Source organism: Vibrio sp. ABG19, assembly GCF_029962385.1.
Classification (GTDB): Bacteria; Pseudomonadota; Gammaproteobacteria; order Enterobacterales; family Vibrionaceae; genus Vibrio; species Vibrio ostreae.
Genome location: NZ_CP071708.1, coordinates 2511766 through 2535029, shown reverse-complemented (window position 1 = coordinate 2535029; position 23264 = coordinate 2511766). Strand labels below are relative to the sequence as shown.

Genomic DNA, 23264 nt, shown 5'->3' with positions numbered 1-23264 from the left:
CTGGTCTTTTAAACTGATTGTGTTTACTTAATACGTAAACTTATTATGTTTTGCTTTGTGTTAGGCTGAGGTTCTCCGACCTTTAACCTTCGGTTAGTTTGTCTCGGACAAGTCACCCTTATCCGGCCGCCATACCAGCCGCAAGATACGGAATAATCTGGTCGACCATCACCTTGGCATCGACCTGAGTACCAAAATCATTCTCGGCAATCTCAGTCAGCGCCTGACTCGATGCCATCGTGAATACACAGGTCCCCAGAGTGAAATGTAGCCGCCAGAACAGGGTTTCACGGGTCAACTGCGGATTGGCTTTTAACACCGACTGGGTAAACAGTGTGAGTACGTCGTCATAACGGGTAGTGATAAACCAACGTAAATGGCCTTGCACATCGGTGTAACCGCGTCCAATCAGCAGCATAAAACGGCTGGTACCATTCGGACGTAACTCGTTCAGCGCCCGGAGCGGACTGCGCAGCGACTCAAATACATCCGCCATCTTATACTCATCGCGCAGATTGAGCGTGATCAGTGCATCCTTGACGGCCGGCATAAACGCTTCCAGATAACGGTTCAGTACTGCCCGCACCAACGTTTTCTTATCCCCAAAGTGATAATTGACCGAAGCCAGATTCACGTTGGCCTTGCTGGTTATCGTTCGTAGCGACGTATCATTAAAGCCGTGCTCAGCAAACAGGCCTTCCGCTACATCGAGTATTTTTTCCTTGGTACTACTTCTTGGTGCCATTACTAACCCACTTACCCAAAACGTTAATCACTTGTATAAAACATCTGTTTGAAAATATACTCCGCACATTGAGGGTTAACAAGTAATTAACATCACACTTTTCAATAATGGTCAGACCAGACAGTATTCATTCGGTGTAATAGCTTGTCCCGACTCGCATTTTGAAAAATGTGAATTTTTTTTCTCTTTATCGGGAACTCTTTTTATGGGGCCCGGTCTGAATTATCGTAGTTGACAGAGTTTTAAAAGTTTTACAGATCGTCGAACTGTCTGTGGTACTGACAGCTATACCTATGCTGCTTTTTCTTATTAACTCCTATGTTTGTATCAGCCCAAAACGACCTTGTTTTGGGCTTTTTTTCGCTCCGGATTCAGGGCAAACTGGGCACCCATTTGCCAAAACCCCATGTTTGCCACAGCGCATTTTTTGCTGAGACCGAATGTTATGAAACTTGCCGACAGTCCCGTTACCGTCCATCAGTTTGATGAATTTCCCTTTTATCTCAAGCGTGACGATCAGCTGCACGCACAGTTCAGCGGGAACAAAGCACGTAAATTTATGCCCTTGCTGGATCAGGCATTACCTAACATTCAGACCTTAATCTGTTACGGTTCCGCGCAAGCCAACTCGCTCTATTCACTGGCCGCTCTGGCCAATCTGCGCGGCTGGCAGCTGGAGTTTTATGTAGACCACGTACCGGGCTGGCTGAAACAGAACCCGAACGGCAACTATCGTGCAGCGCTGGCGCTGGGCGCACAAATCATCGAAACCCGCGCGCTGAGTGACTTACCCCCCAAACAATACATTGACCAATGTCGCCACCCGGACAGTCACTGCCTGATGTTGGAAGAAGGTGGCCGCAGCCCAATCGCCAAACAAGGGGTGACGGCACTGGCTAATGAGCTGATCAACTGGATTGCCCGGCAACCAGAGCAGCCATGGCGAGTTGCGCTGCCCTCGGGGACCGGGACAACGGCGCTCTATCTGCATCAGACATTAGCACCGCATGGCATTGAAGTGGTGACCTGCCCGTGTGTCGGCGATCAAGACTATCTGCTTGAGCAGTTTGACCAGCTCATCGGGCAAACCCAACCTGTCGCCCACAACCAAACTCCGGCTGAGCGCTACCCAACCATCATCAGCCCTTCATCCAAACATCATTTTGGTCGCCTATATGCAGAGGATTACCGGATTTGGCGGCAGTTACGTGCCCAAACTGAAGTGGAATTCGATTTGCTTTACGACCCTTTGATGTGGCGTTTATTGCGGCACTGGCTGCCAACGCAGCCTGATAAGTCACTGCTGTATATTCATCAGGGCGGATTGCTGGGCAATGAGAGTATGCTCGCACGTTATCAGCGTCAGTTTGGTCATTCGCTGGCTTGAGCTTAAGCTGCAAGTATGGCGGTGCAGGGCTGGGTGGTGCTACAAATCAGGCCGCTACTTATCTCACCGGCAGAGACGCGCAGGCAATGGCGCACAGACAGCTATCGGGTTTAAACGGAGAATACAATGAATCATAAACTCATCATGGCACAGGCCATAGCGCTGCTTAGCAGTACGCTGAATTCCGCTGCGGCGCAAGCCAACAGCATTTCCGTCAGCACGCCAAAACCGGCCATCGTGCTTGATGGCGGTGACATGGGTAAACGGGTCTGCTACTACGAAGATAAAGCCTATTCGGAGGGCGCGGTACTGCAGGTCGGAGAAGTGTATATGTTGTGTCAGCGGGCCAGTCAGATTGAAACCAACGGCCCGCTGAAATGGCGAGTGTTTAAGGCGCCGGAAACGAAAACGCCCTAAACAGCTCTGAGGGTTACAGACCACCCATCAGGGTATATTTCATTTCCAGATACTCTTCCATCCCCTGGCGTGCGCCTTCACGGCCCAAACCGGATTCTTTCACGCCACCAAATGGCGCCAGCGTGGTTGAGATCAGCCCTTCGTTAATGCCGACGATACCGCTTTCCAGTGCTTCACTCATGCGCCAAGCACGCGCCAGGTTCTGAGTGTAGCAATAAGCGGCCAGACCAAAATCGGTCGCATTAGCCCGTTCGATCACTTCGTCTTCCGCGCTGAAACGGAACAAACCAGCCAGCGGGCCGAACGTTTCTTCGTGGGCAACCAGCATGTCATCACTCATATTGGTCAGTACATGTGGCACAAGCAGACGACTGCCGTGTTGCGGCAGAGTACCGAATTCCACTTTCGCCCCTTTCTGCACCGCATCCTCAATATGACTGCGTACTTTAGCCACCGCGGCATCGTTAATCATCGGGCCGATGTGAGTCCCTTCTTCCAGGCCATTACCCACTTTCAGTTGGCTGACCCGCTCGACCAGTTTTGCAGTGAAGGTGTCGTACACGCTGTCATGAACATAAATCCGGTTAGCGCACACACAGGTCTGTCCCGCATTACGGAATTTGGCGATCATTGCCCCCTCAACCGCAGCATCGATATCAGCATCGTCAAAGACGATAAACGGTGCGTTACCACCGAGCTCCAGCGAGAGCTTCTTCACATTCGCTGCCGACTGCTCCATCAGGATCTTACCCACACGGGTTGAGCCCGTGAATGAGAGTTTACGCACCAGCTTGCTCTTGGTCAGCACCCGGCCCAGGCTTACAGCATCACCGGTCACAACCTGCAGCAGGCCATCCGGTAATCCGGCACGTTTGGCAAGCTCGGCCAGTGCCAGCGCGGTAAACGGCGTATCCGGCGCCGGTTTGAGCACCACAGCACAACCTGCAGCCAGAGCTGGTCCGGCTTTGCGGGTAATCATTGCAGCCGGAAAATTCCATGGTGTGATCGCAACGACAACTCCAACCGGCTCTTTGGCCACCAGAATTCGTGCATCTGCCTTGTGACTTGGAATCATCTCACCGTAAGCACGTTTGGCTTCTTCGGCATACCACTCGATAAAACTGGCGGCGTAGGTGATTTCACCTTTAGCTTCGGCCAGCGCTTTGCCTTGCTCGACCGTCATCATCTGTGCCAGATCATCTTTATGCTGTTCAATCAGATTGAACCAGCGACGCAACACCGCTGCGCGCATGCTTGCGGTCTCTTTCGCCCACAGACGCTGCGCCTTGTCGGCCGAGGCAATAGCACGCTTAACCTGCTCGTCCGTCAATTGCGGTACTGTTCCGATCACCGAACCATCGTAAGGATTGGTCACCGTCGTCGCCTGGCCATCCTCACTGGCAACCCATTGTCCGTCGATAAAGCAGTGCTGCTGGAATAATCCAGAATCTGATAATTGCATTCCCATCTCCTTAACGATTGATTTCTTTTAACACGCATGAGTGTGACACCCGTTATATCACTAATACACTACAAGTGCCGTCATCACAGGGAAATTTGTGTGCAACAGAATAAAAAAAACACAGTTCAATAGAAGCCAAAAATAAAAAAAATCCCACCCATAAATCGGGCGGGATCTTGTTCATGAAACGTTAGCATATCTTCTCTTTGAACTTCGCGTACAACAGAGAATCCCCAGCAAAACTCGGTTTTCTTATATATAAATAGCTCGTTGTTGGGCTTAAAGCGATTGTCCGTTAGAAGCAATTACTTTCTGGTACCAGTCAAATGATGACTTCTTGTGACGCGCCAGAGATCCCTGACCATTGTTGTCTTTATCGACGTAGATAAAGCCGTAACGTTTTTCCATTTCCCCCGTTGACGCACTCACCAGGTCAATACAACCCCAAGGTGTGTAGCCCCAAAGCTCTACGCCATCTTTAATCGCTTCTGCCATCTGCTCAATATGCGCTCTCAGGTAATCAATACGATAGCTGTCGTTAATAGAGCCGTCATCTTCGACTTGATCAAATGCACCCAAACCGTTTTCCACCACCATCATTGGGAGTTCATAACGGGCATAGATTTCATTCAGAGTGTAACGTAAACCAACTGGGTCAATCTGCCATCCCCAGTCAGACGCTGCCAAATACGGGTTCCTCACGCCCCCCATCAAATTACCTGAGCCAGTTTCCATATTCGGATCGGCTGAAACACAGTTCGACATGTAGTAACTGAAAGTGTAATAGTCAACGGTACCTTGCGCGAGGGTTTGCTCATCACCTTCAGCCATATCAACCTGGATATTGTGCTCAGAGAAATAACGTTTTGCGTAGTAAGGGTATTTACCACGGACCTGAATGTCAGCACAAAAATGGTTGTGCATTTTGCCGTGTTCTTGAGCTAGAATCACATCGTCTGGATTACAGGTGAACGGATAAGTGGTCATGTATGCAATCATACACCCGATTTTATAATTCGGGTTGATGTCGTGGCCGATTTGAACTGCCTTAGCGCTGGCAACAAACTGGTGATGTAACGCTTGAAAACGCAGTTGTGGATCGTCGACTTGGTTGATAAAATCGGTGGTACCTTCGTTCAGAATACCCAGGCTCAGATAGTTACCCAAAGGAACCGTGCCAACATTGATTTCGTTGAATGTCAGCCAGTACTTCACCTTGCCGTTAAAACGTTTAAACAAGGTCTCGGCATAACGGGTATAACAATCGATAACATCACGTCCCGCCCAGCCGTTAAATTTTTCAGTCAGTGCGAATGGCAGCTCATAATGGGAAATAGTGACCAAGGGCTCAATGTGATATTTTCTCAGCTCGTCGATCACATTTTCATAGAATTTGATTCCTGCCTCATTTGGCTCTAGTTCCATCCCTGTAGGGAAGATACGCGTCCAGTTAATCGAAAAACGGAACGTTTTGAACCCCATTTCAGCAAACAAGGCGATGTCTTCTTTAAAGCGATGATAAAAGTCAATCGCCTCATGGGATGGGTAATGTACGCCCTCTTCAATGGCACGGGTAATGCGACGAGATACTGTGTGATTACCGCCACTAAACATATCACTGGTACTCGGACCCTTACCATCAATATTCCACGCTCCTTCGAACTGGTTTGCCGCAGTCGCACCACCCCATAAGAAACCGTCAGGGAAAACTGTCGTATTCATTATTTTTCTCCGTTTATTACATAAAACATCAAGCGTAAGGAAAGATAATAAGACGGATAAGTATCCCTCAGCTTTCCTCAGATCCAGCTAACATGATCAGGAGGCGTTGATAACACCTCCTGAGATTTTTACGCAAACAACTAGCTTGCTTTGGCTTGTTTTAAAGAGCTGACCTTAGCTTTACCATTACTCTTAACCCCATTCACCTGACCAAACAAAACGGTCAGCAAAGTCGCAAGCACGATAGAAAAAAGCGCTGAAAATATGGAAACCCATAGCGTGATATCAACTCCGGTTGGCGGAATAATTTGAGGAAAGATTAACATGCTCACTGACGCAAACGAGTAAACCCGGACTTGGAAATAACCTATCACTGCAGCACCAAGCGCCCCGGCCACACACCCAAAAATAAATGGACGTTTCTTCGGCAGGTTTACACCATAAATAGCGGGCTCGGTGATACCAAACAGACCAGCACTAAATGCAGAACCTGCGATTGCTTTAAGTTTCTTATCGCGGGTGATAAGAAAGACACCCAATGCCGAACCAGCCTGGGCGAGTACTGCAGGTAATAGCAGCGGCATCATACTGTCAGAGCCCATAACAGCCATGTTATTGAGTAGGATAGGAACAAATCCCCAATGGAGACCGAAGATGACCAGTACTTGCCACAACGCGCCCATGATAAGGCCCGCCACAACCGGACTCATGCTATATAGCAATTCGTAGCCATGTGCCATAAATTCACTCACGCTAGTGGCCACTGGACCAATAGCCAGGAAAGTTAATGGCACAGTCACCATTAAACACAACAAAGGCGTAAAGAAGTTTTTCACTGCACCTGGTAACATTTTGTTAAACACAGGCTCGAGCTTACAAGAGATCCAAGCAGCGAATATAATAGGCATAACCGAAGAGGCATAGTTCATAAACGTAATCGGTATACCAAGAAAAGTCAGCACTTCATAATCGGCTGCTTGACTGGCAGTAAACGCAGCTATCATGGTCGGATGAACCAGAGCTCCACCAATTGCCATGGTGACAAACGGGTTACCTTTAAATTTTGCGCCGGCGGTATAACCCAAAGCCAAAGGGAAGAAATAAAAAAGTGCATCACTGGCTGAAAACAGCACCTGATAAGTACCACTTTGCTGGGTGGTCCACCCTGCTGCAATAGATAAAGCGAGGATACCTTTCAAAATACCCGATGCGGCCATAATGCCCAGCAAAGGGGTAAAAATACCGGAAATTAAGTCAATGAGAGTACTAAACACGCCTTCTTTTTTTTTCTTCTCCTTAGGTACTGAATTGACAGTACCTGTGCCTCCCATCGATGCTTTAACGGCATTAAACACTTGACTAACATGATTTCCTATCACAACCTGAAACTGACCACCACTCTGTACGGCAGCGATCACTTCATCAAGACTTTTAACCGCATCTTTATCAGCTTTAGAATTATCATAAAGTTTGAATCTTAAACGGGTTGCGCAATGCACCACGCTCTCAACGTTTTCAATTCCACCGACACCTTTCATGATATCGGCTGCAACTTGTTCATATGCCATATAAAATACTCCACGATTTCCTATATCTGCTACAACCACTGATTTCTGGCATAAAAAAACCCGGATTGCCTCAAACACTATGTTCGAGTCAATCCGGGTTTTGCCCTGTCAGATGGTTACAATCCCAGTGAAACTAATTAATAAATTTTAGATATAAAAAACCTGATCAGTGGTTCTAAAAACAATAACAACTGATCAGGTTTTGCCCGCATTTACGGTTACAATCCAACTATCAAAACAATAATATCAAGTCATTACAAAATCAATCATTTAAATTATTAGATGTGAATCAAGTCCAATTTAAACATAAAAACTCATAATTAAAACATTTAATATCGTTATACAAACAGTAAAAACATGAGTATATTACCATCTTATACTTTGCCTCACCAAAGGGAAGATAAGAATATGCGGTCAGTTCTTTTTCATGACAATTAGTCACTATTTGGTTAAACAATATTGTTTTCTCTGTAGGCCAGTTTGGTAACATTTTCGCAAAGCGTTAATTTGGATACGTAATCGAGAATAACGTTCCTGGCTCACCGTTGTTCAACGTCTGCATTCTGATCTTGACGTGAGGTATACGATAGTAGTCCTGGGGATAATTTCCGTTCTGAAGATAGCGTTCGAGCAACACAATATTATCGTCTGATTTTATCGCTGTATAATAACTCAATTCTTGCTGATAAAATTCCGCAACATCTTCGATCGGACTTTCAGTAATAAACAAGGCGTAAGGTAATGTCAAAGTGTCATCAAAATTCATTCCATACGGCTTATACAAAACCATTAGTGCCCCATCAAAGATTGGGAAACCAATCATATCATTATCCTGTTTAATATCAGAATCACTGTTCCCCATTTGGATTAACAATTTCTGTCGAGTTTGTAATAACGTATCTGAATACACCTGGCGATTTACCGCGTGAACTTCTTCAGCAAAACTCACATTGAATATAAGAGATAAACTCAATGCCAAGGACTTTAATACCAATTTAAACATATCTATTCCCCTATACATTCACAGAACGGATGAGAAATTATTTTTGTATGGGTACAATAAACAAAATCTAATCGTCATTTATTGCCAAAGATATTAGCAATAATATTATTCATATAAGGTAAAACATGCGTAAAGTGCTCTTTATATGACTGACACAAATAGTTTTTGTTACGCAAGCCATTTCTTGATGCCAAGAACCTGTGTTTAGGGCAACCGCCATTACACATTTTTCTGACCGGACAAGTTAAGCAGTCCTGATCAATGTTCTTGAGCTTGCTATGAGAAAATTCTAGTTGTTGATCTGAGTTAATCAGCATACTCAACTTATCTTCATTGATATTACCGATTTTGTTGTCCGGGAATACAAAATGGTCGCAAGAATAAATGTCACCATTTGCTTCAAGCGCTAAATTCGCTCCGCATTCTGGTTCAAAAATACAAATCCCTCGCCCACCAACTAACTGCGTCATCGTCTGTTCGAAATTCATAACAAAGCAATGACCGATGTCATTTCGATACCAATGGTCAAAAATTTTGTTTAGAAACTTCCCATATTTATCGTTCGGTACTGTCCAAGGGGCGATGTCGGAAGCTCCGCTAAAGTCAGGTTTAATAAGATACAGACCATCCTCAGTAGGCTGGTTAGCAATACGCTCCACCAACGGGATAAACTGCATATATCTAGAGCCTAATTTCTTCAGTGACTCATAAACTTGAATCGGTTCATCAACGTTGGCGTCGCTGACTACAGTAAGCGTATTAAAATCCACCCCATATTGATTCATCAAACCAATCGCTTTTTTTACTTTATCGTATGTTGATTTACCTGATCGCGTTTTACGGTACGCATCATGATGTAAACTGTTACCATCAATCGAAATACCCACCAAGAAGTTATGTTCTTTAAGAAACAACAACCATTCTTTATCTAGTTTAATACCGTTCGTCTGGAAATAATTATTTATCTGCTTTTTTCCAGCGTACTTTCTTTGTAGTGCCACCGCCTTTTTGTAAAAGGCTAACCCAGCCAGTGTAGGTTCACCACCTTGCCAGATAAAGTCAATCGTATCCGCAGGCTGTGAATGGATATTTTTTTTAACATAATTTTCCAGTGTCACTTCATCCATTTGCCAATTATGCTTTCTTTCTGGATAAAGGTGCTCTTTTTCTAAATAGAAACAGTACTCACAGTCAATATTACATACAGAACTTGTGGGCTTAGACAGTAGTTGAAAATTATCTATTCTCGGCTTCATGACATTACTCGACACATTGACTAATTGTTAGACGTTGACTTCGCTCATATCTTCCACATCGATGTATAACGATGTCTTTGAGTCAGTACAGGATTTTAAACAAAAAAACCCAGCACTAGGAATTAACGTAGTGCTGGGTTTTGCCCATTAATTATAATGGTAACAATCCGAATTAGTTAGAGGTTACTACATACAATAATTTCGTCAATTACCACACTCGATTTTCGTGACTTACATCGCTTCATCAACCGATAGAGTACAAGTGGTCTCAATCAACAAAGGGCCAAGATATAAAGCTGGCACCTAGGGGGCCAGCTTCCATCATAAATCAAGCAACATTCTGATTAAAAAGATGTTTTACTCTTTTCTTCTGCAATTGCTTTTTCCAGTGCGTCTTCGCCTTTTTTCATCCCTTTGATGATCTGTTGTAGAAACTGATCTTTGTTTGGACGATCTGGGAACCAACCACGGTATTTATCTTCAGGGTTGTATTCCTCCATCCAGTGCTCAGGGAAATTCGCAGATTTCTGACCTTCTGGACCATGGCGTTGCACTACACCTTCAGAGCGTCGCATGTTGTAAGGGATAATGTTATTGCCATTATGATCTTTTAGTTTCTCGAACAACTCTTTACGCAGTGCGATCTTAGTCTTAATGATATCCTCATCTTTAGAGTTGATAAGATTATGCATCTCGTCAGGATCATCTTTCAGATTGTAAAGTTCTTCGGTATCCCAAAGGCCGTAATACTGAATGTACTTGTAAGTGTTGTTACGTATAGCAAATGTGGTTGGTGTGTAAGGGAAATTGTATTCCCAGAAATATTCATACACAAATGAAGTATCACGTGGCTTCTCGGGTTTAGCACCGTGAGCAAGCGGATAGAAGCTTGAACCATCGTACCAGTCAGGTGATTTGACGCCAGCCGCATCCAGCAGTGTCGGCGCGATATCAATGTTCGCTACCACATCTTCAACCACGCGACCTTTATCAAAGCCTGGGCCCGATGCAATCAGAGGAACACGAATTGACGCTTCATATGCAGTACGCTTATCAGTCAGACCGTGTTCACCAAACTGGAAGCCATTATCACCCATCAGCATGATGATAGTGTTCTCTGCAAGATCATGCTCTTCTAAATATTGCTGCACACGACCAACACTGTCATCTACCGAGCGCAGTGTTTCGTAATAATCACGTTGGAATTCGTTAAGATCGATATTTTTCATGTATGGGAAATCAACACCGTGCCAACTATTACGTTGATCTTCTACCCAGCGCGGCTTGCCTTTGTAGTTATCTTCGGTGTTTGCATAACTATCTGGAACAGGGAACGTCTTACCTTTTAACGTATCTTTATGGCGAGGCGCTGGCAGAAAGTCAGCGTGGACGCCTTTGTGGGACAAATAAACCATAAATGGCTTAGATTTATCACGGTGCTCAATGAAGTCGAGAGTGTAGTCAGTCAGCTCATCAGTGATGTAGCCCTTTTGATTGACCATTTTACCGTCAATATTTAACTGAGCTGGATTACCTAGCATGTTAACTGGGTAGTAATCACCTTGACCAATTAAGCCAACCCAGCGGTCAAAACCGGCAAAGCCTGCCGTCGCTTTCTCTTCAATACCTCCAAAATGCCATTTACCGAAGAAGCCCGTCTGATAGCCTGCTTTTTTCAACTCTTGTGGGAAGTAGTTAAGCTTTTCTGCTACCGGGTTGGGGTTGTTATCCACGATACCGTGGTTATGAGAATACATCCCCGTAAGAACGCTAGCTCGGCTTGGAGAGCTCAATGAACTGGTTACAAAAGCGTTTTTAAAATGTACGCCGTTTGCCGCCATCTTATCCATGTTTGGTGTCACCGCCACTGGATTCATAAATCCTAGCGCATCAAAACGTTGGTCATCGACGATAATATATACGATATTTGGCTGTGCGCCTTTCTCAGGAGCAGAAGCCATCGCATTACTACCAAAAGCAGTGGACGCGCAGGCAACAGTGACAAGTGCCGATAGCATCTTTTTTTTCATTTTGTTTACCTCATTTCGTTAGGTTTACCAATCACCCATGAATTAAACTTCAGATATAGTTAAAATTTAATATTACGACGTCTTTCAGATTAGACATTAGACTATTCAACATGGAAAACTGTATTATGATTACGTAAGGTTAATCCTCACATAAATATTAGAAGTACCATAAATCCACGGTAACGCCAAATTTTAACTGATGATCATCACCATCAAAAGTAACGTTGTCAATATCATTTTCTAGCGCTTCTAAATATGATGCATAAAAACGGATTTCTGGAGAGCTATTAATACCTTTCCCAAATTTAATATTATGGAACAAAGTCGCTTTGTAACCAGATTCATTTAATGTTTCGCCTTCAGATTTTGACGTTTGCTTGAAATACCCCAACTCCATTCCCGTTTGGTTAAAGTTACTCCAAATGTAAGCAGGGCGAATAGCTGTACGTACGTAGTTAATGTCTGAGTGCGCAACCAATGCATCTGGATCATAGATATCGCTAGAAGTGGCAACAGCAATAGCGTGTGCAATACCAAAATGATCACCGATAAAGTTCTCGCCCTGACTAACAAATCTCACCAAAGCACCACCGCTCTGCTGGCTATAGTAGTTGCCACCATGCGCGAGTACTGGGTTTGCACCATGAATACGAGCCATGTTAGTGGCTATACCGTTGTTAGCCGCTTGCAGAACAAATTCATTGAAGCTACCGTCATTTGACTTTTGACGAACTACCGCCCCAACCATACCCGCATCTTTTAGCTCAACAATCGTACCAGCGGCTTCTGCAGCCTCAACAGAGCTGGACTTATTCGCCATTGTATATTTGGTCATTAAACCTAAAGTCAAATCATCGGATATAGGAATATCGTTATAGTGCATCTCCAATGTATTCGTATTAGTGCTAATCCCCGTATTTGAAAGCGTTGTACTGAACATTGTGTAGTCATAACGAGTTAACGCCAGGTCCAATACACCGGGACCGATGTGTAAGTCATTTATACCCACACCAGCACCGGCATTGCTCATCGCATATTTCCAGTCAAACAACTTAACGACACGATTTCTTATACCATGTTTACCCACCCAAAATTCAGCTTTAGGGTCGAGTGAAATTAAGCCTCTGGTGCTTAGGTACATGTCTGAGAACGTAAAAGTATCACCATCGCCATTAGTAATTTGCGCTTTGCTATCTTGCATGTTCAGCGAACCATCCATCATAACAACAGCCTTAGCACTGATTCCTTCTTTATCGTAAAATTGTTGAGAGAACAGAAAATCATACCAACCGTAGTATTCATTACCAAAGCGCCCCAACGCACCTTGAGCCCAGTTACCACGCTCACCAAATCTTGTAGTCGCGTTAGTGTCACCATTGGTTGACGTTTCCCAACCCGCGCGAAAATAACCTGCAAAGTTAAAGTCATTTAGACGTTCAACTTCGCTTTCCAGTTTATCAACCCTTGTTTCAAAAGAGTCGGCTACCAATGCGGCATTTGTTTCGGCTGCTACGTACCCCGAGGACAGAACCATCGCAATCGCGAACGGTAGGTATTTAATCTTGTTCATTGTTTCACCTTTATTATAGATAGCTCTAAACACAACAAGGAATGGGAATATATCCTTGATGTACTACACGTTCTAATTCTACTGATTAAATTATTATTATTTGATGCTAATTATATTATCTTCATTCTCCGATTATGTTTTATTTTTCAGATTATCTACTTCTCAAATATTTATATGGTGTAATATTTTTCTATGACATTTCAGTTTTTTCTTCTTGATTGACCCGGCCTGCAAATACTGTTAACAAAGCTGCCAATAAAAAGGAAAAAGCCGAAGAAAAAATAGTGACCCAAAGAGTCATATCTACACCGGTTGGAGGAATAATTTGAGGGAAAATCAAAGCACTTGGCATAGCAAACGAATAGACACGAACCTGAAAGTAGCCTAGTACTGCAGCACCGAGAGCACCAGCGACACACCCGAAAACAAACGGACGCTTTTTCGGTAAGTTAACACCATAGATAGCCGGCTCTGTGACACCAAAAATACCTGCAGTACATGCTGAACCAGCAATCGCTTTCAGCTTCTGGTTTTTCGCGACCAGGAAAACCCCCAGCGCAGCGCCAGCTTGGGCTAAGACAGCTGGGACAAGCAACGGTAGCATGCTGTCAGAGCCCATAACCGCCATATTATTCAACAGAACAGGAACGAATCCCCAATGCAGACCGAAAATGACAAAGATCTGCCAACCAGCCCCCATGAGCAAGCCTGCGAGTTCTGGGCTTGAGTTATAAATCACTTCGTAACCATGAGCCAAAAATTGGCTGGCTGTAGTAGCGGCCGGCCCGATAACCATGAAGGTAAGTGGTACAGTCACCATCAGGCACAATAAAGGTGTAAAGAAGTTTTTCACCGCACTAGGCAGTACTTTATTAAATACAGGTTCCAGCTTGCACGATACCCAAGCAGAAAAAATAATAGGCATTACCGATGATGCGTAATTCATAAAGATCAACGGCACGCCAAGAAAAGTTAAAGCGTCATAGTCTGCAGCTTGCGATGCGTTGAATGCAGTAATCATAGAGGGATGCACCAAGGCGCCGCCAATAGCCATAGTAACGAACGGGTTGCCCTTGAACTTCACGCCAGCGGTATAACCGAGCGCTAGAGGGAAAAAGAAAAATAGCGCATCACTAGCGGCAAACAGAACCTGATAAGTACCGCTTGTAGAAGTCATCCAGCCCGCAGTGACCGAGAGTGCCAGAATCCCTTTAAGAATCCCTGATGCAGCCATAACCCCCAACAAAGGAGTAAAAATACCGGAGATCAGATCAATAAAAGTCGCCAGAATACCTTCTTTCTTTTTTGTCTCAGCAAGCTTACTCGTAGACGTTACCGTCCCTCCAAGAACGGCTTTCACCGATTCGCAAACTAAGTTGACATGGTTGCCCACAACAACCTGGAATTGACCACCACTTTCAACCGCAGCAATCACTTCATCAAGCTTTTTAACGGCCTCTTTGTCCGCTTTAGAATTGTCATATAATTTGAAACGTAAGCGTGTTGCACAGTGCACTACACTTTCGACGTTTTCAGCACCACCAATATTTCTTACAATATCTGCTGCCACTTGTTCATATGTCATATAAATGCCTTACTTAAATCGGGAAGCTTCTCTATTTTCAGACATAAAAAAACCCGGATTGACCCAAAAGTAACTTAGGTTCAATCCGGGTTTTGCCCTAAAGATGGTAACAATCCCGCTGAATTTATTAATTTTATTTTAGATAAAAAAAACCTGGTAGATCTCACAACACTATTTAAAGCGAAGCAATCTAACCAGGTTTTGCCCGTTTTCACGGTAACAATCCTTTCCGAACAACGATAGATTATGCGTCGCCAACCTTATTTTCAACTAGCTAAAACCTCAGTTGTGACCTACATCGACAATTAATTAAAAATGGGTGAATAAACAATAAACGGCGTCACAATAGTATGCCATTACATGATTTTTAGCGCATGTAATCTAGGAAGAATCTCTATTAACAACCAAGAACGAGTATTCACTGATTTCATAACTTCGAGTAAAAAAATATGTTTAAATCGGATGAAAACCTAAAATTAAATCAAGGTTCACCAGCATCAGGAGCACCGGTGAACCTTTGGGGGGGACTATCCGATTATTTCGTAGACTTTAATGCTTCACCTTGTGAGGAAATAACCGATTTATACCAATGGAAGCTCTTCTTACGTTTACGCCCTAAAGTACCTTTACCTAAATCATCACGATCAACGTAAATAAAACCATAACGCTTGGACATTTGAGCTGTCGACGCGCTGACCAAGTCAATCGGGCCCCATGAAGTAAAGCCCATTACTGGTACACCATCTTGAATTGCTTCACCAACCTGGAACAAGTGATCATTGAGGTAATCAATACGGTAGTCATCTTCGACTTCACCTTGCTCATTGAGTTGGTCTTTGGCACCCAAGCCGTTTTCAACGATAAATAGAGGAAGTTGGTAGCGATCGTACAAGAAGTTAAGCAGATAACGCAGACCGACTGGGTCGATTTGCCAGCCCCACTCTGACGCTTGAAGGTGTGGGTTGGCAATCATACTCAGCATGTTACCACCAGCTTTCTCTTGCTCAGATGGATCTGCACTCGCACATCCCGTCATGTAGTAGCTGAAAGAAATAAAGTCAATCGTCTCTTCCAATGCTTCTTTGTCTTCTTCGGTAATGTTCAGCTCTACGCCTAATTTTTCAAATTTACGAGTCATATAGCTCGGGTAGTAACCACGAGCCTGAATATCACCGAACATCAACCATTCACGGTTTTGTGTTAAGGTTTCCATCACATCTTCGGGCTTGCAAGTCAGCGGATACTGCATTGCGCCAAGGATCATATTACCTATTTTGGCATCTGGAATGATGCTATGGCATGCTTTTACCGCTTTAGCACTGCCTACCAATTGGTGGTGAATAGCTTGGTAACGAGTTTGTTCACTGCAGTCACGCGGCAAGCCTGAACCAGTGAATGGTTCATGCAGGGTCACATTAATTTCGTTAAAAGTCAGCCACAGCTTCACTTTGTTCTTGTAACGCTCGAACACAACTTTCGCATAATTTTCAAAAAAACCAATCACTTCACGACTTGCCCAGCCTTGGTATTGATTAGCTAAGTTGAGTGGCATCTCATAGTGAGACAAAGTCACTAGCGGAGTTATGTTGTGCTTGGCCATTTCATCAAACACACGATCATAGTAAGCTAAGCCTGCTTCATTTGGCTCAGCATCATTACCATTTGGAAAAATACGGCTCCAGGCGATCGAAACACGCAGGCAGGTGAAGCCCATTTCTGCAAACAAAGCGATGTCTTCAGCGTAACGGTTGTAGAAATCAATCGCGACGTCCTTAATATTGAAGTCACCTTCTTCACGATAGACTAATTCTCCCATCGCGCCAAATGGCTGCACGTCAGAAGTGGAAAGCCCTTTGCCATCTAGTACGTGAGAACCTTCAATTTGGTTAGCTGCTGTTGCGCCGCCCCAAAGAAATGAATCAGGAAAACGAAAACTCATTGGATTAATCTCCTTAAAATGAAATCGACATCGGTTTAGACGACTAGTTTACGCTGCGTACTCGCGCAACTATCGGCCCACCCCTTAAGAATGCGAATCGTGTAAACAAAACAATGCTTTACCCTATCTCAGATAAACAACATAGACTGTAAACTGGGCTTACTGTCAGTGCTGTACTGATTTCCAGGTACAAAAAAACCTGACCACTTACCAAGAAAGATCCAAGGGGTAAGTTCAGTCAGGTTTTGCTCACTTGCGCGATAACAATCCGTTTATAGTGAACACTCTACTCCGTTCTAGAGTACTCATACTAAATGCAGCAGTCACATTAGTAGTAGATCTACTACTTACTGCTAGGTTGAGGAGCACATTAATTCCGGCCAATTTTCAGGTCAACGCACTCAACCATCAAATGTGATTAGCATCGATTTAATTGGGCTTATCTCTCAAAATAAAGAGATTTTAATCACATTTGTAACCGGTTCCAATTGAAGTTGGACATTTCAAAACTTTCAGCAATACCAAAAATTTTCAGCAATACTAGTAGCTAAATGCTAGGAAGAGTCAATCTTAAGCGCGAGTGATACAATAGTGTGTATTTATTCACACATTCACTCTCCACATTTGAGAGAATAAAAAGAAAACGATACACTATGTTTAAATTACCGGATTGTAACTGCGACCAGCAGGCAAAACCTAAGCTTCAGGACAAATCATTTGAATGATCTGACCAGCTTAGGTTTTTTTATGCACAAAACTGCCTATTACTCAAAATATTATGCGTGTATCAAAAGTATTAAATAATAACGTTCTTATTTCTACAGACGCCAATGAGCGAGAAGTCGTGGTGATGGGACGAGGGATCGGGTTTCAAATGAAAGCCGGTATGGAAATCGCCGCTGACAAAATTGAAAAAGTGTTCACTCTAGCTAAAAGCGACGATGACGCCATCGACAATCGTTATCGTGAGCTATTAGAAGAAATCCCATTGGAATTGCTCACCGCGACAGAACAGATTGTTGAACTTGCGCAGCAGTCATTGAACACCGAGTTGCATCCGAGTATCCGGATTTCGCTGGCTGATCATATCCACTTTGCCATAGAACGGTTACGTTCCGGTCAAATGGTAAAAAACGGTATGTTGTGGGAAATCAAGCAGCTTTATCCAGTTGAGTTCAAGGTCGGTTGTCAGGCTTTACAACTATTAAAATCTGTCTCTGGCATTACCTTCTCTGAAGATGAAGCCGGTTTTATTGCCTTACATCTAGTAAACGCTCAGTTGAATGAGGACATGAACAACACCATCAACGTGACCAACTTAATTCGCGACATCGTGCATATGATTAAGTACAACCTTGGCCTGGATCTGAATGAAGACAACGATGAGTTCCGCCGTTTGGTTACGCATCTTAAGTTCTTCGTTCACCGTCTGATTCATCAGACGACCATTTCTGATGATGACGATTCACTATTCCAGTCTGTGCGGGGTAAATACCCCACTGCATTCGCTTGTGTTGAAAAAATCAGCCGTTATGTAGATAAGCGGTTTAAACATGCCATGACATCAGAAGAGATGATGTTTCTGACCATTCATGTTGAACGGGTGCGCCGCGCCACGCCAACCAACTGATCGAAACCATGCAAATATCCAGTGACTATTATGACCGTCTGGCCCGGCAGATCATCACCAAGCTCGGTGGCACATCAAATGTGATGCGGGTGACCCATTGCACCACACGTTTGCGCTTCCAGCTTAAACAGATCCCCGCAGATGCGGTGAAAGAGATCCAACAACTGCCGGAAGTGATCTCTGTGATGCTGTCCGGTGGTCTGTTTCAGATCGTCATCGGAACCCAGGTCGAGAAACTCTTTCAGTCCGTCACACCATTGATAGATACTGCGGAAAATCACAACCTGCCAGGACACGTTAACACCCTAATCAACACCATTACCAACATTTTCAACCCCATTCTCTGGTTTTTGAGTGCAGCCGGAATTTTAAAAGGCACGATTATTTTGTGTGTCATTATGGGATGGTTAGGTATCGATACCGGCACTTACCGTATCCTCTATTCTGCCGCCGATACTGTGTTTTTCTTTCTGCCGATATTACTCGGCTATACGGCTTCAAAACATTTTGGTTCTAATCCACTGTTTGGGATCACTATCGCCGGAGCGCTGGTACACCCTGAAATTACCAATCATGTAAATACGCTTTTTTCACAACAAGCGGCAGCAGAGCCCCCCCAGCAAGCCGATTTCCTCGGCCTGCCCCTCCAGTTTATTAACTATTCAAACTCGGTGATTCCTGTTTTATTCGCCACTTGGTTTAATGTCTGGATGGAGCGGCGTATACCTAAGTCGTTACCCGAATATCTTTATAAGTGGCTGGCACCATTTCTGTGCCTGATGATCACCATCCCGTTAACCTTTCTGGTCATCGGGCCGCTCAGTACCACAATCGCCCAAACAATCTCCACTGTCGTGTTCTTTTTGTATCACTCCAGTCCGGTCATCGCCGGCATGATCATCGGAGCGATATGGCAAGTGCTGGTCGTGTTTGGCATCCACTGGGGCCTGGCGCCCATAGTGATGAGCAACATCGCAGTGAATGGTTTTGATGTTATTCCACCACTATTGGTTCCCGCTGTGTTTGGTCAGGTCGGCGCCTGTCTGGGAATTGTATTGAAATACCGTAAACAACAAAGTGTTGCTTACGCTGGCAGTGCAGCAGTCACGGCGATGTTTGGCGTTACAGAACCCGCTATATATTGCATTACTCTACCCAGACGATGGCCGTTTATTTTTGGCTGCTTCTCTGCTTCGATCGGCTCAGGTATTGCGGCCTACTTTTACGCCAAAGCCTATTCGCCGACGATGCCGGGCTTATTTTCTATCCTGCAGTTCATTCCGCCAACGGGCGTGGACAACTCAGTGTATGCCACAATTTTAGGCACCCTGCTCACCCTACTGCTGGCGATCTCCCTCACCTACTTTTTTACCCCGACCAGCCAGGCTGGTGAAAAAACCATGGTGCCTGCGAAGACAGAAACTTCCGCCGAGACTGATATGTACAATTTACCGGCAGAGCGAGCCAAAAGCCGCCACTTTGTAAAAATCAGCAGTCCGCTTTCCGGCCAGGTGGTTGCTTTATCTATGGTTGGTGACCCCACCTTCGCCAGTGAAATTATGGGGCAAGGCGTCGCCATTATCCCAGATAGCGGAGAGCTGCGAGCGCCGTTTGACGGTAAAGTCGCTTCGGTGTTCAAAACCCATCACTCGATCGGGCTGCAAAGTGAAGACGGCGTGGAAATGCTGATTCACATCGGCATCGATAGCGTGAAACTGAACGGCAAGGGATTTGAATTGCTGGTTGAGGCAGGCCAAGAGGTAGCCCAGGGACAAATACTGATACAGTTTGACCTGCAAGTGCTGACCACCCTCGGATATGACACCACCACACCGATAGTCATTACCAACAGCGATGACTATTTAGATGTGATTGTCACTAACTCGGCCAGGGTCAGCAGTGGCGATCCGCTGATGACCCTGGTTTAAACAGCCAGAACAGAAGTCAGGCCCATCAGTTTGATTGAGGTTTGGATAACTATCAGAGGGAGCGTGAGTTCCCTCTTCTCATTGGTCAGGCCTGTTTGAGTCTCAGTTGAGGCTTTATCAGGTCATACACGTATTCAAATTCATCCGCCAGCTGGTACATATGGTTAATAATGCCGCCCGCCATGTGAGGATGACCGCCGCCAAAACCAATACCGCTGTCATTGAGAGCGCGGCGCACAATCTTAGCGACGTTATTGTGCTTACATTCAGAACGCAGTGACAAAAATGTCTTTTCTTTACTGCGTGCGCTCAGTACCACCATATCGATTTCGTCTACGCCGAGCAGGAAATCCCCTAAAACACCGAGCATATTTTTGCTGCAGCCTTCTGGCAGCGCCGCAAATGCGCAGTTTTTCTCGCGTTTCATATTCGCCAGCAAGGTATCAAACAGCTTTAACTCATGAAACTCAATCTGGTTACGACAGATGCGATTCACCATCGTCATGTCCGCTTTGGCTTGTAATTGCAGTAACGCATTAATATCGGCCGCGCCAACTGCACGGGTGAAATTGGCGGTATCAAAAGTCAGTCCCACCAGTAGCGCTGTGGCAATCTTGGCCGGAATCTCCAGCCCAAACTGATTAAAGTATTCGACCATGATTGTGGCGGTAGAGCCATAATCCGGGCGGATGTCAGCAAACCAGACAAAATCCGGCGCGTTAACCTGATGGTGATCAATGATGCCGACTTCCAGACCGGGAAAATCGGTGACATTCTTTTCACCGATGCAGCCGTCCACCACAATGATTTTATCGTTCGGAGTCAAAGTCAGCTGATGCGGCTGGACAATCGGTATATTGAGCCAATGAATCAGATTGCGCAGTGAGATGCGGTCAATGAAGCCATTATAGGTAATGAATGGATTCAGTCCTTGTTTGCGCAGCAAATAGGCCATAGCAAACGCCGATGACAACGCATCGTGATCGGGAAAATCATGCGCCTGGACAATCACCCGCGGCTCATTGTTCAGACTGGCTATCAGCTGTTCAAATTCAAAAAATTTCATGACGTTGTTGTACTACTCTTCGAATAGAGACCTGAATAAAAGCGCTTACATCCCATGAGGCTATTAGGATTACGCATTGTTATGTATAGCCAGATTACACGCTTCACACGGTAAAAACACAACATTAATTCCAAAATGACCGACATCAAATTGACAAAAGTCTCACATCATCACCTCTCAGCCAATTTACGTGCCTGTTTTTTCTTTTTCCGACTAAATTACTCAACTTTTTCACACCTCTGTGAGCGCACTCTCAGCATCTCTTTTTATCCTTCCCCAGCGTCGTAAATGCACCATTACGCGGCGCATTGCGACATATGGGTGCAGCACTTGAGGGCTATTTTCGGTATGCAAAGCAAGCAGATAAACCAAACAAAGTTTGTAGTCGCTCGAATAACGCCGCTTTATGGGGCAGTCATTGTCCGTCACATTCTCGTCCGAATGACGACCTTGACTGCCCTGCCCATCGCGCCGCTAACCAAACAAAATGAATTTGTCTGGTTAAAGGGACGCTACAACTATAAAAAGCCTCAACAAGGAGACCCTATGTCCTACGAAAAATCCAACCGTGGTGTTGTCTACAAAGGCCCAGGAAAAGTTGCTGTAGAATCTATCCCTTATCCTGAACTGGCACTTGGTAACCGCAAGTGCGAGCACGGTGTTATCCTTAAAGTTCTGACCACCAACATCTGTGGTAGTGACCAGCACATGGTGCGTGGCCGTACAACTGCTGAAGAAGGTCTGGTACTGGGTCACGAAATCACAGGTATCATCCTGGAAAAAGGTCGTGACGTAGAATTCGTGGATGTGGGCGATATCGTATCGGTACCGTTTAACATCGCCTGTGGTCGTTGCCGCAACTGTAAATCTGGTTTGACCGGTATCTGTCTGAATGTAAACCCTGCTCGCCCTGGCGCCGCTTACGGTTACGTTGACATGGGTGGTTGGGTCGGTGGCCAGGCTGAATACGTCATGGTGCCATACGCAGACTTCAACCTGCTGAAATTCCCGGATCCGGATCAGGCACGTGAAAAAATTCAGGATCTGACTCTGCTGTCTGACATCTTCCCAACCGGTTTCCACGGCTGTGTAACGGCAGGTGTTGGCCCGGGTTCAACCGTATACATCGCTGGTGCAGGCCCGGTAGGTCTGGCAGCGGCGGTATCGGCTCAACTGCTGGGTGCAGCGTGTGTTATCGTCGGCGACATGATTGAAGATCGTCTGGCTCAGGCACGCAGCTTCGGTTGTGAAACCATCGACCTTCGTGAAGAAGGCAGCATGGAAGACAAACTGGAAGCGATTCTGAACGAACGCGAAGTTGACTGTTTCGTTGACTGTGTCGGCTTTGAAGCGCACGGCTGTGGCTGTGGTCACAAAGAAGAAGCACCAGCGACAGTACTGAACTCTGCCATGCAGATCACCCGCGCAGGTGGCTCTATCGGTATCCCTGGTCTGTACGTGACTGACGACCCGGGCGCTAAAGATGAAGCGGCACGAGAAGGGGCACTTAGCATGCGCTTTGGTCTGGGCTGGGCTAAATCTCACTCATTCCACACTGGTCAATGTCCGACCATGAAGTACCACCGTGGTCTGATGCAATCTATCCTGTTTGATAAGGTGAAGATTGCAGACGCAGTAAACGTGCAGATGATCTCTCTGGATCAGGCACCACAAGGCTACGCAGACTTCGACGGCGGTGCAGCGAAGAAATTCGTTATCGACCCGCACGGTGAGTTCATCTCTAAATAATATGACCCAACCTCTTCTCGGAAGTTAAGTCATGAAAAACCGCAGACCTGTTCTGCGGTTTTTTATACCTGTCTGTTAACAGAAACCTGTCAGTTATGAAATGCCTGCCAGACTTTGTGTTCTCTAAGCGTGTCTTCTCTGTCAACCTTTGCCACCTTTCAGCCACTTGAAAAAGCAGCTGGCGCTACTGCATGAGGCCAAATTACG

16 protein-coding genes are annotated in these 23264 nt (G+C 45.2%); 5 read left to right on the top strand and 11 right to left on the bottom strand.

Going from position 1 to position 23264, the window contains the following annotated elements:
- Nucleotides 1-118 precede the first annotated feature (118 nt).
- Entirely contained in the window at nucleotides 119-745 is a 627-nt protein-coding gene (locus J0X00_RS17795; protein WP_136484144.1) for a TetR/AcrR family transcriptional regulator, read from the bottom strand.
- 445 nt (nucleotides 746-1190) lie between these two features.
- Between J0X00_RS17795 and J0X00_RS17790 the strand changes: the two genes are divergently transcribed.
- Nucleotides 1191-2132 carry a 1-aminocyclopropane-1-carboxylate deaminase/D-cysteine desulfhydrase gene (locus J0X00_RS17790; RefSeq protein WP_282477360.1) on the top strand — a complete coding sequence of 314 codons (942 nt, stop codon included), beginning with the start codon at nucleotides 1191-1193 and terminating at the stop codon, nucleotides 2130-2132.
- A 126-nt stretch (nucleotides 2133-2258) separates the two neighbouring features.
- Nucleotides 2259-2549 carry a DUF1496 domain-containing protein gene (locus J0X00_RS17785; protein WP_240798149.1) on the top strand — a complete coding sequence of 97 codons (291 nt, stop codon included), beginning with the start codon at nucleotides 2259-2261 and terminating at the stop codon, nucleotides 2547-2549.
- A gap of 13 nt (nucleotides 2550-2562) precedes the next feature.
- On the opposite strand, the gene J0X00_RS17780 is transcribed toward J0X00_RS17785, so the two are convergent.
- The 9 genes from J0X00_RS17780 to ascB form a co-directional block, all read right to left on the bottom strand.
- On the bottom strand, nucleotides 2563-4011 hold the full coding sequence (locus J0X00_RS17780) for an NAD-dependent succinate-semialdehyde dehydrogenase (RefSeq protein ID WP_282477359.1): 1449 nt from the start codon (nucleotides 4009-4011) through the stop codon (nucleotides 2563-2565).
- Between the two features lie 279 nt (nucleotides 4012-4290).
- Complete coding sequence (locus J0X00_RS17775) at nucleotides 4291-5733, bottom strand: glycoside hydrolase family 1 protein (protein WP_282477358.1); 1443 nt, start codon at nucleotides 5731-5733, stop codon at nucleotides 4291-4293.
- A gap of 140 nt (nucleotides 5734-5873) precedes the next feature.
- Complete coding sequence (locus J0X00_RS17770; protein ID WP_282477357.1) at nucleotides 5874-7301, bottom strand: PTS transporter subunit EIIC; 1428 nt, start codon at nucleotides 7299-7301, stop codon at nucleotides 5874-5876.
- A 502-nt stretch (nucleotides 7302-7803) separates the two neighbouring features.
- Complete coding sequence (locus tag J0X00_RS17765) at nucleotides 7804-8304, bottom strand: hypothetical protein (protein ID WP_282477356.1); 501 nt, start codon at nucleotides 8302-8304, stop codon at nucleotides 7804-7806.
- 74 nt (nucleotides 8305-8378) lie between these two features.
- Nucleotides 8379-9560: an anaerobic sulfatase maturase gene (locus J0X00_RS17760; protein ID WP_282477355.1), complete on the bottom strand. Its 1182-nt coding sequence runs from the start codon at nucleotides 9558-9560 to the stop codon at nucleotides 8379-8381.
- Nucleotides 9561-9904: 344 nt separating this feature from the next.
- Nucleotides 9905-11590 (bottom strand): sulfatase, encoded by a 1686-nt coding sequence (locus J0X00_RS17755; protein WP_282477354.1) that lies wholly within the window; start codon nucleotides 11588-11590, stop codon nucleotides 9905-9907.
- 157 nt (nucleotides 11591-11747) lie between these two features.
- The gene (locus J0X00_RS17750; protein ID WP_282477353.1) at nucleotides 11748-13160 is read right to left on the bottom strand and encodes a carbohydrate porin; all 1413 of its coding nucleotides are present in this window, start codon (nucleotides 13158-13160) and stop codon (nucleotides 11748-11750) included.
- Between the two features lie 190 nt (nucleotides 13161-13350).
- Nucleotides 13351-14745, bottom strand: a complete 1395-nt coding sequence (locus J0X00_RS17745) for a PTS transporter subunit EIIC (RefSeq protein ID WP_282477352.1) — start codon at nucleotides 14743-14745, stop codon at nucleotides 13351-13353.
- 535 nt (nucleotides 14746-15280) lie between these two features.
- Complete coding sequence (ascB, locus tag J0X00_RS17740) at nucleotides 15281-16684, bottom strand: 6-phospho-beta-glucosidase (RefSeq protein WP_282477351.1); 1404 nt, start codon at nucleotides 16682-16684, stop codon at nucleotides 15281-15283.
- 778 nt (nucleotides 16685-17462) lie between these two features.
- On the opposite strand from ascB, the gene J0X00_RS17735 reads away from it, so the two are divergent.
- Nucleotides 17463-18314, top strand: a complete 852-nt coding sequence (locus tag J0X00_RS17735; protein ID WP_282477350.1) for a PRD domain-containing protein — start codon at nucleotides 17463-17465, stop codon at nucleotides 18312-18314.
- 8 nt (nucleotides 18315-18322) lie between these two features.
- Nucleotides 18323-20242: a beta-glucoside-specific PTS transporter subunit IIABC gene (locus J0X00_RS17730; RefSeq protein ID WP_282477349.1), complete on the top strand. Its 1920-nt coding sequence runs from the start codon at nucleotides 18323-18325 to the stop codon at nucleotides 20240-20242.
- Between the two features lie 85 nt (nucleotides 20243-20327).
- On the opposite strand, the gene J0X00_RS17725 is transcribed toward J0X00_RS17730, so the two are convergent.
- Entirely contained in the window at nucleotides 20328-21308 is a 981-nt protein-coding gene (locus J0X00_RS17725) for a DHH family phosphoesterase (RefSeq protein ID WP_282477348.1), read from the bottom strand.
- A gap of 546 nt (nucleotides 21309-21854) precedes the next feature.
- On the opposite strand from J0X00_RS17725, the gene fdhA reads away from it, so the two are divergent.
- Entirely contained in the window at nucleotides 21855-23057 is a 1203-nt protein-coding gene (gene fdhA, locus J0X00_RS17720; RefSeq protein ID WP_136484148.1) for a formaldehyde dehydrogenase, glutathione-independent, read from the top strand.
- The last annotated feature ends 207 nt before the right edge of the window (nucleotides 23058-23264 follow it).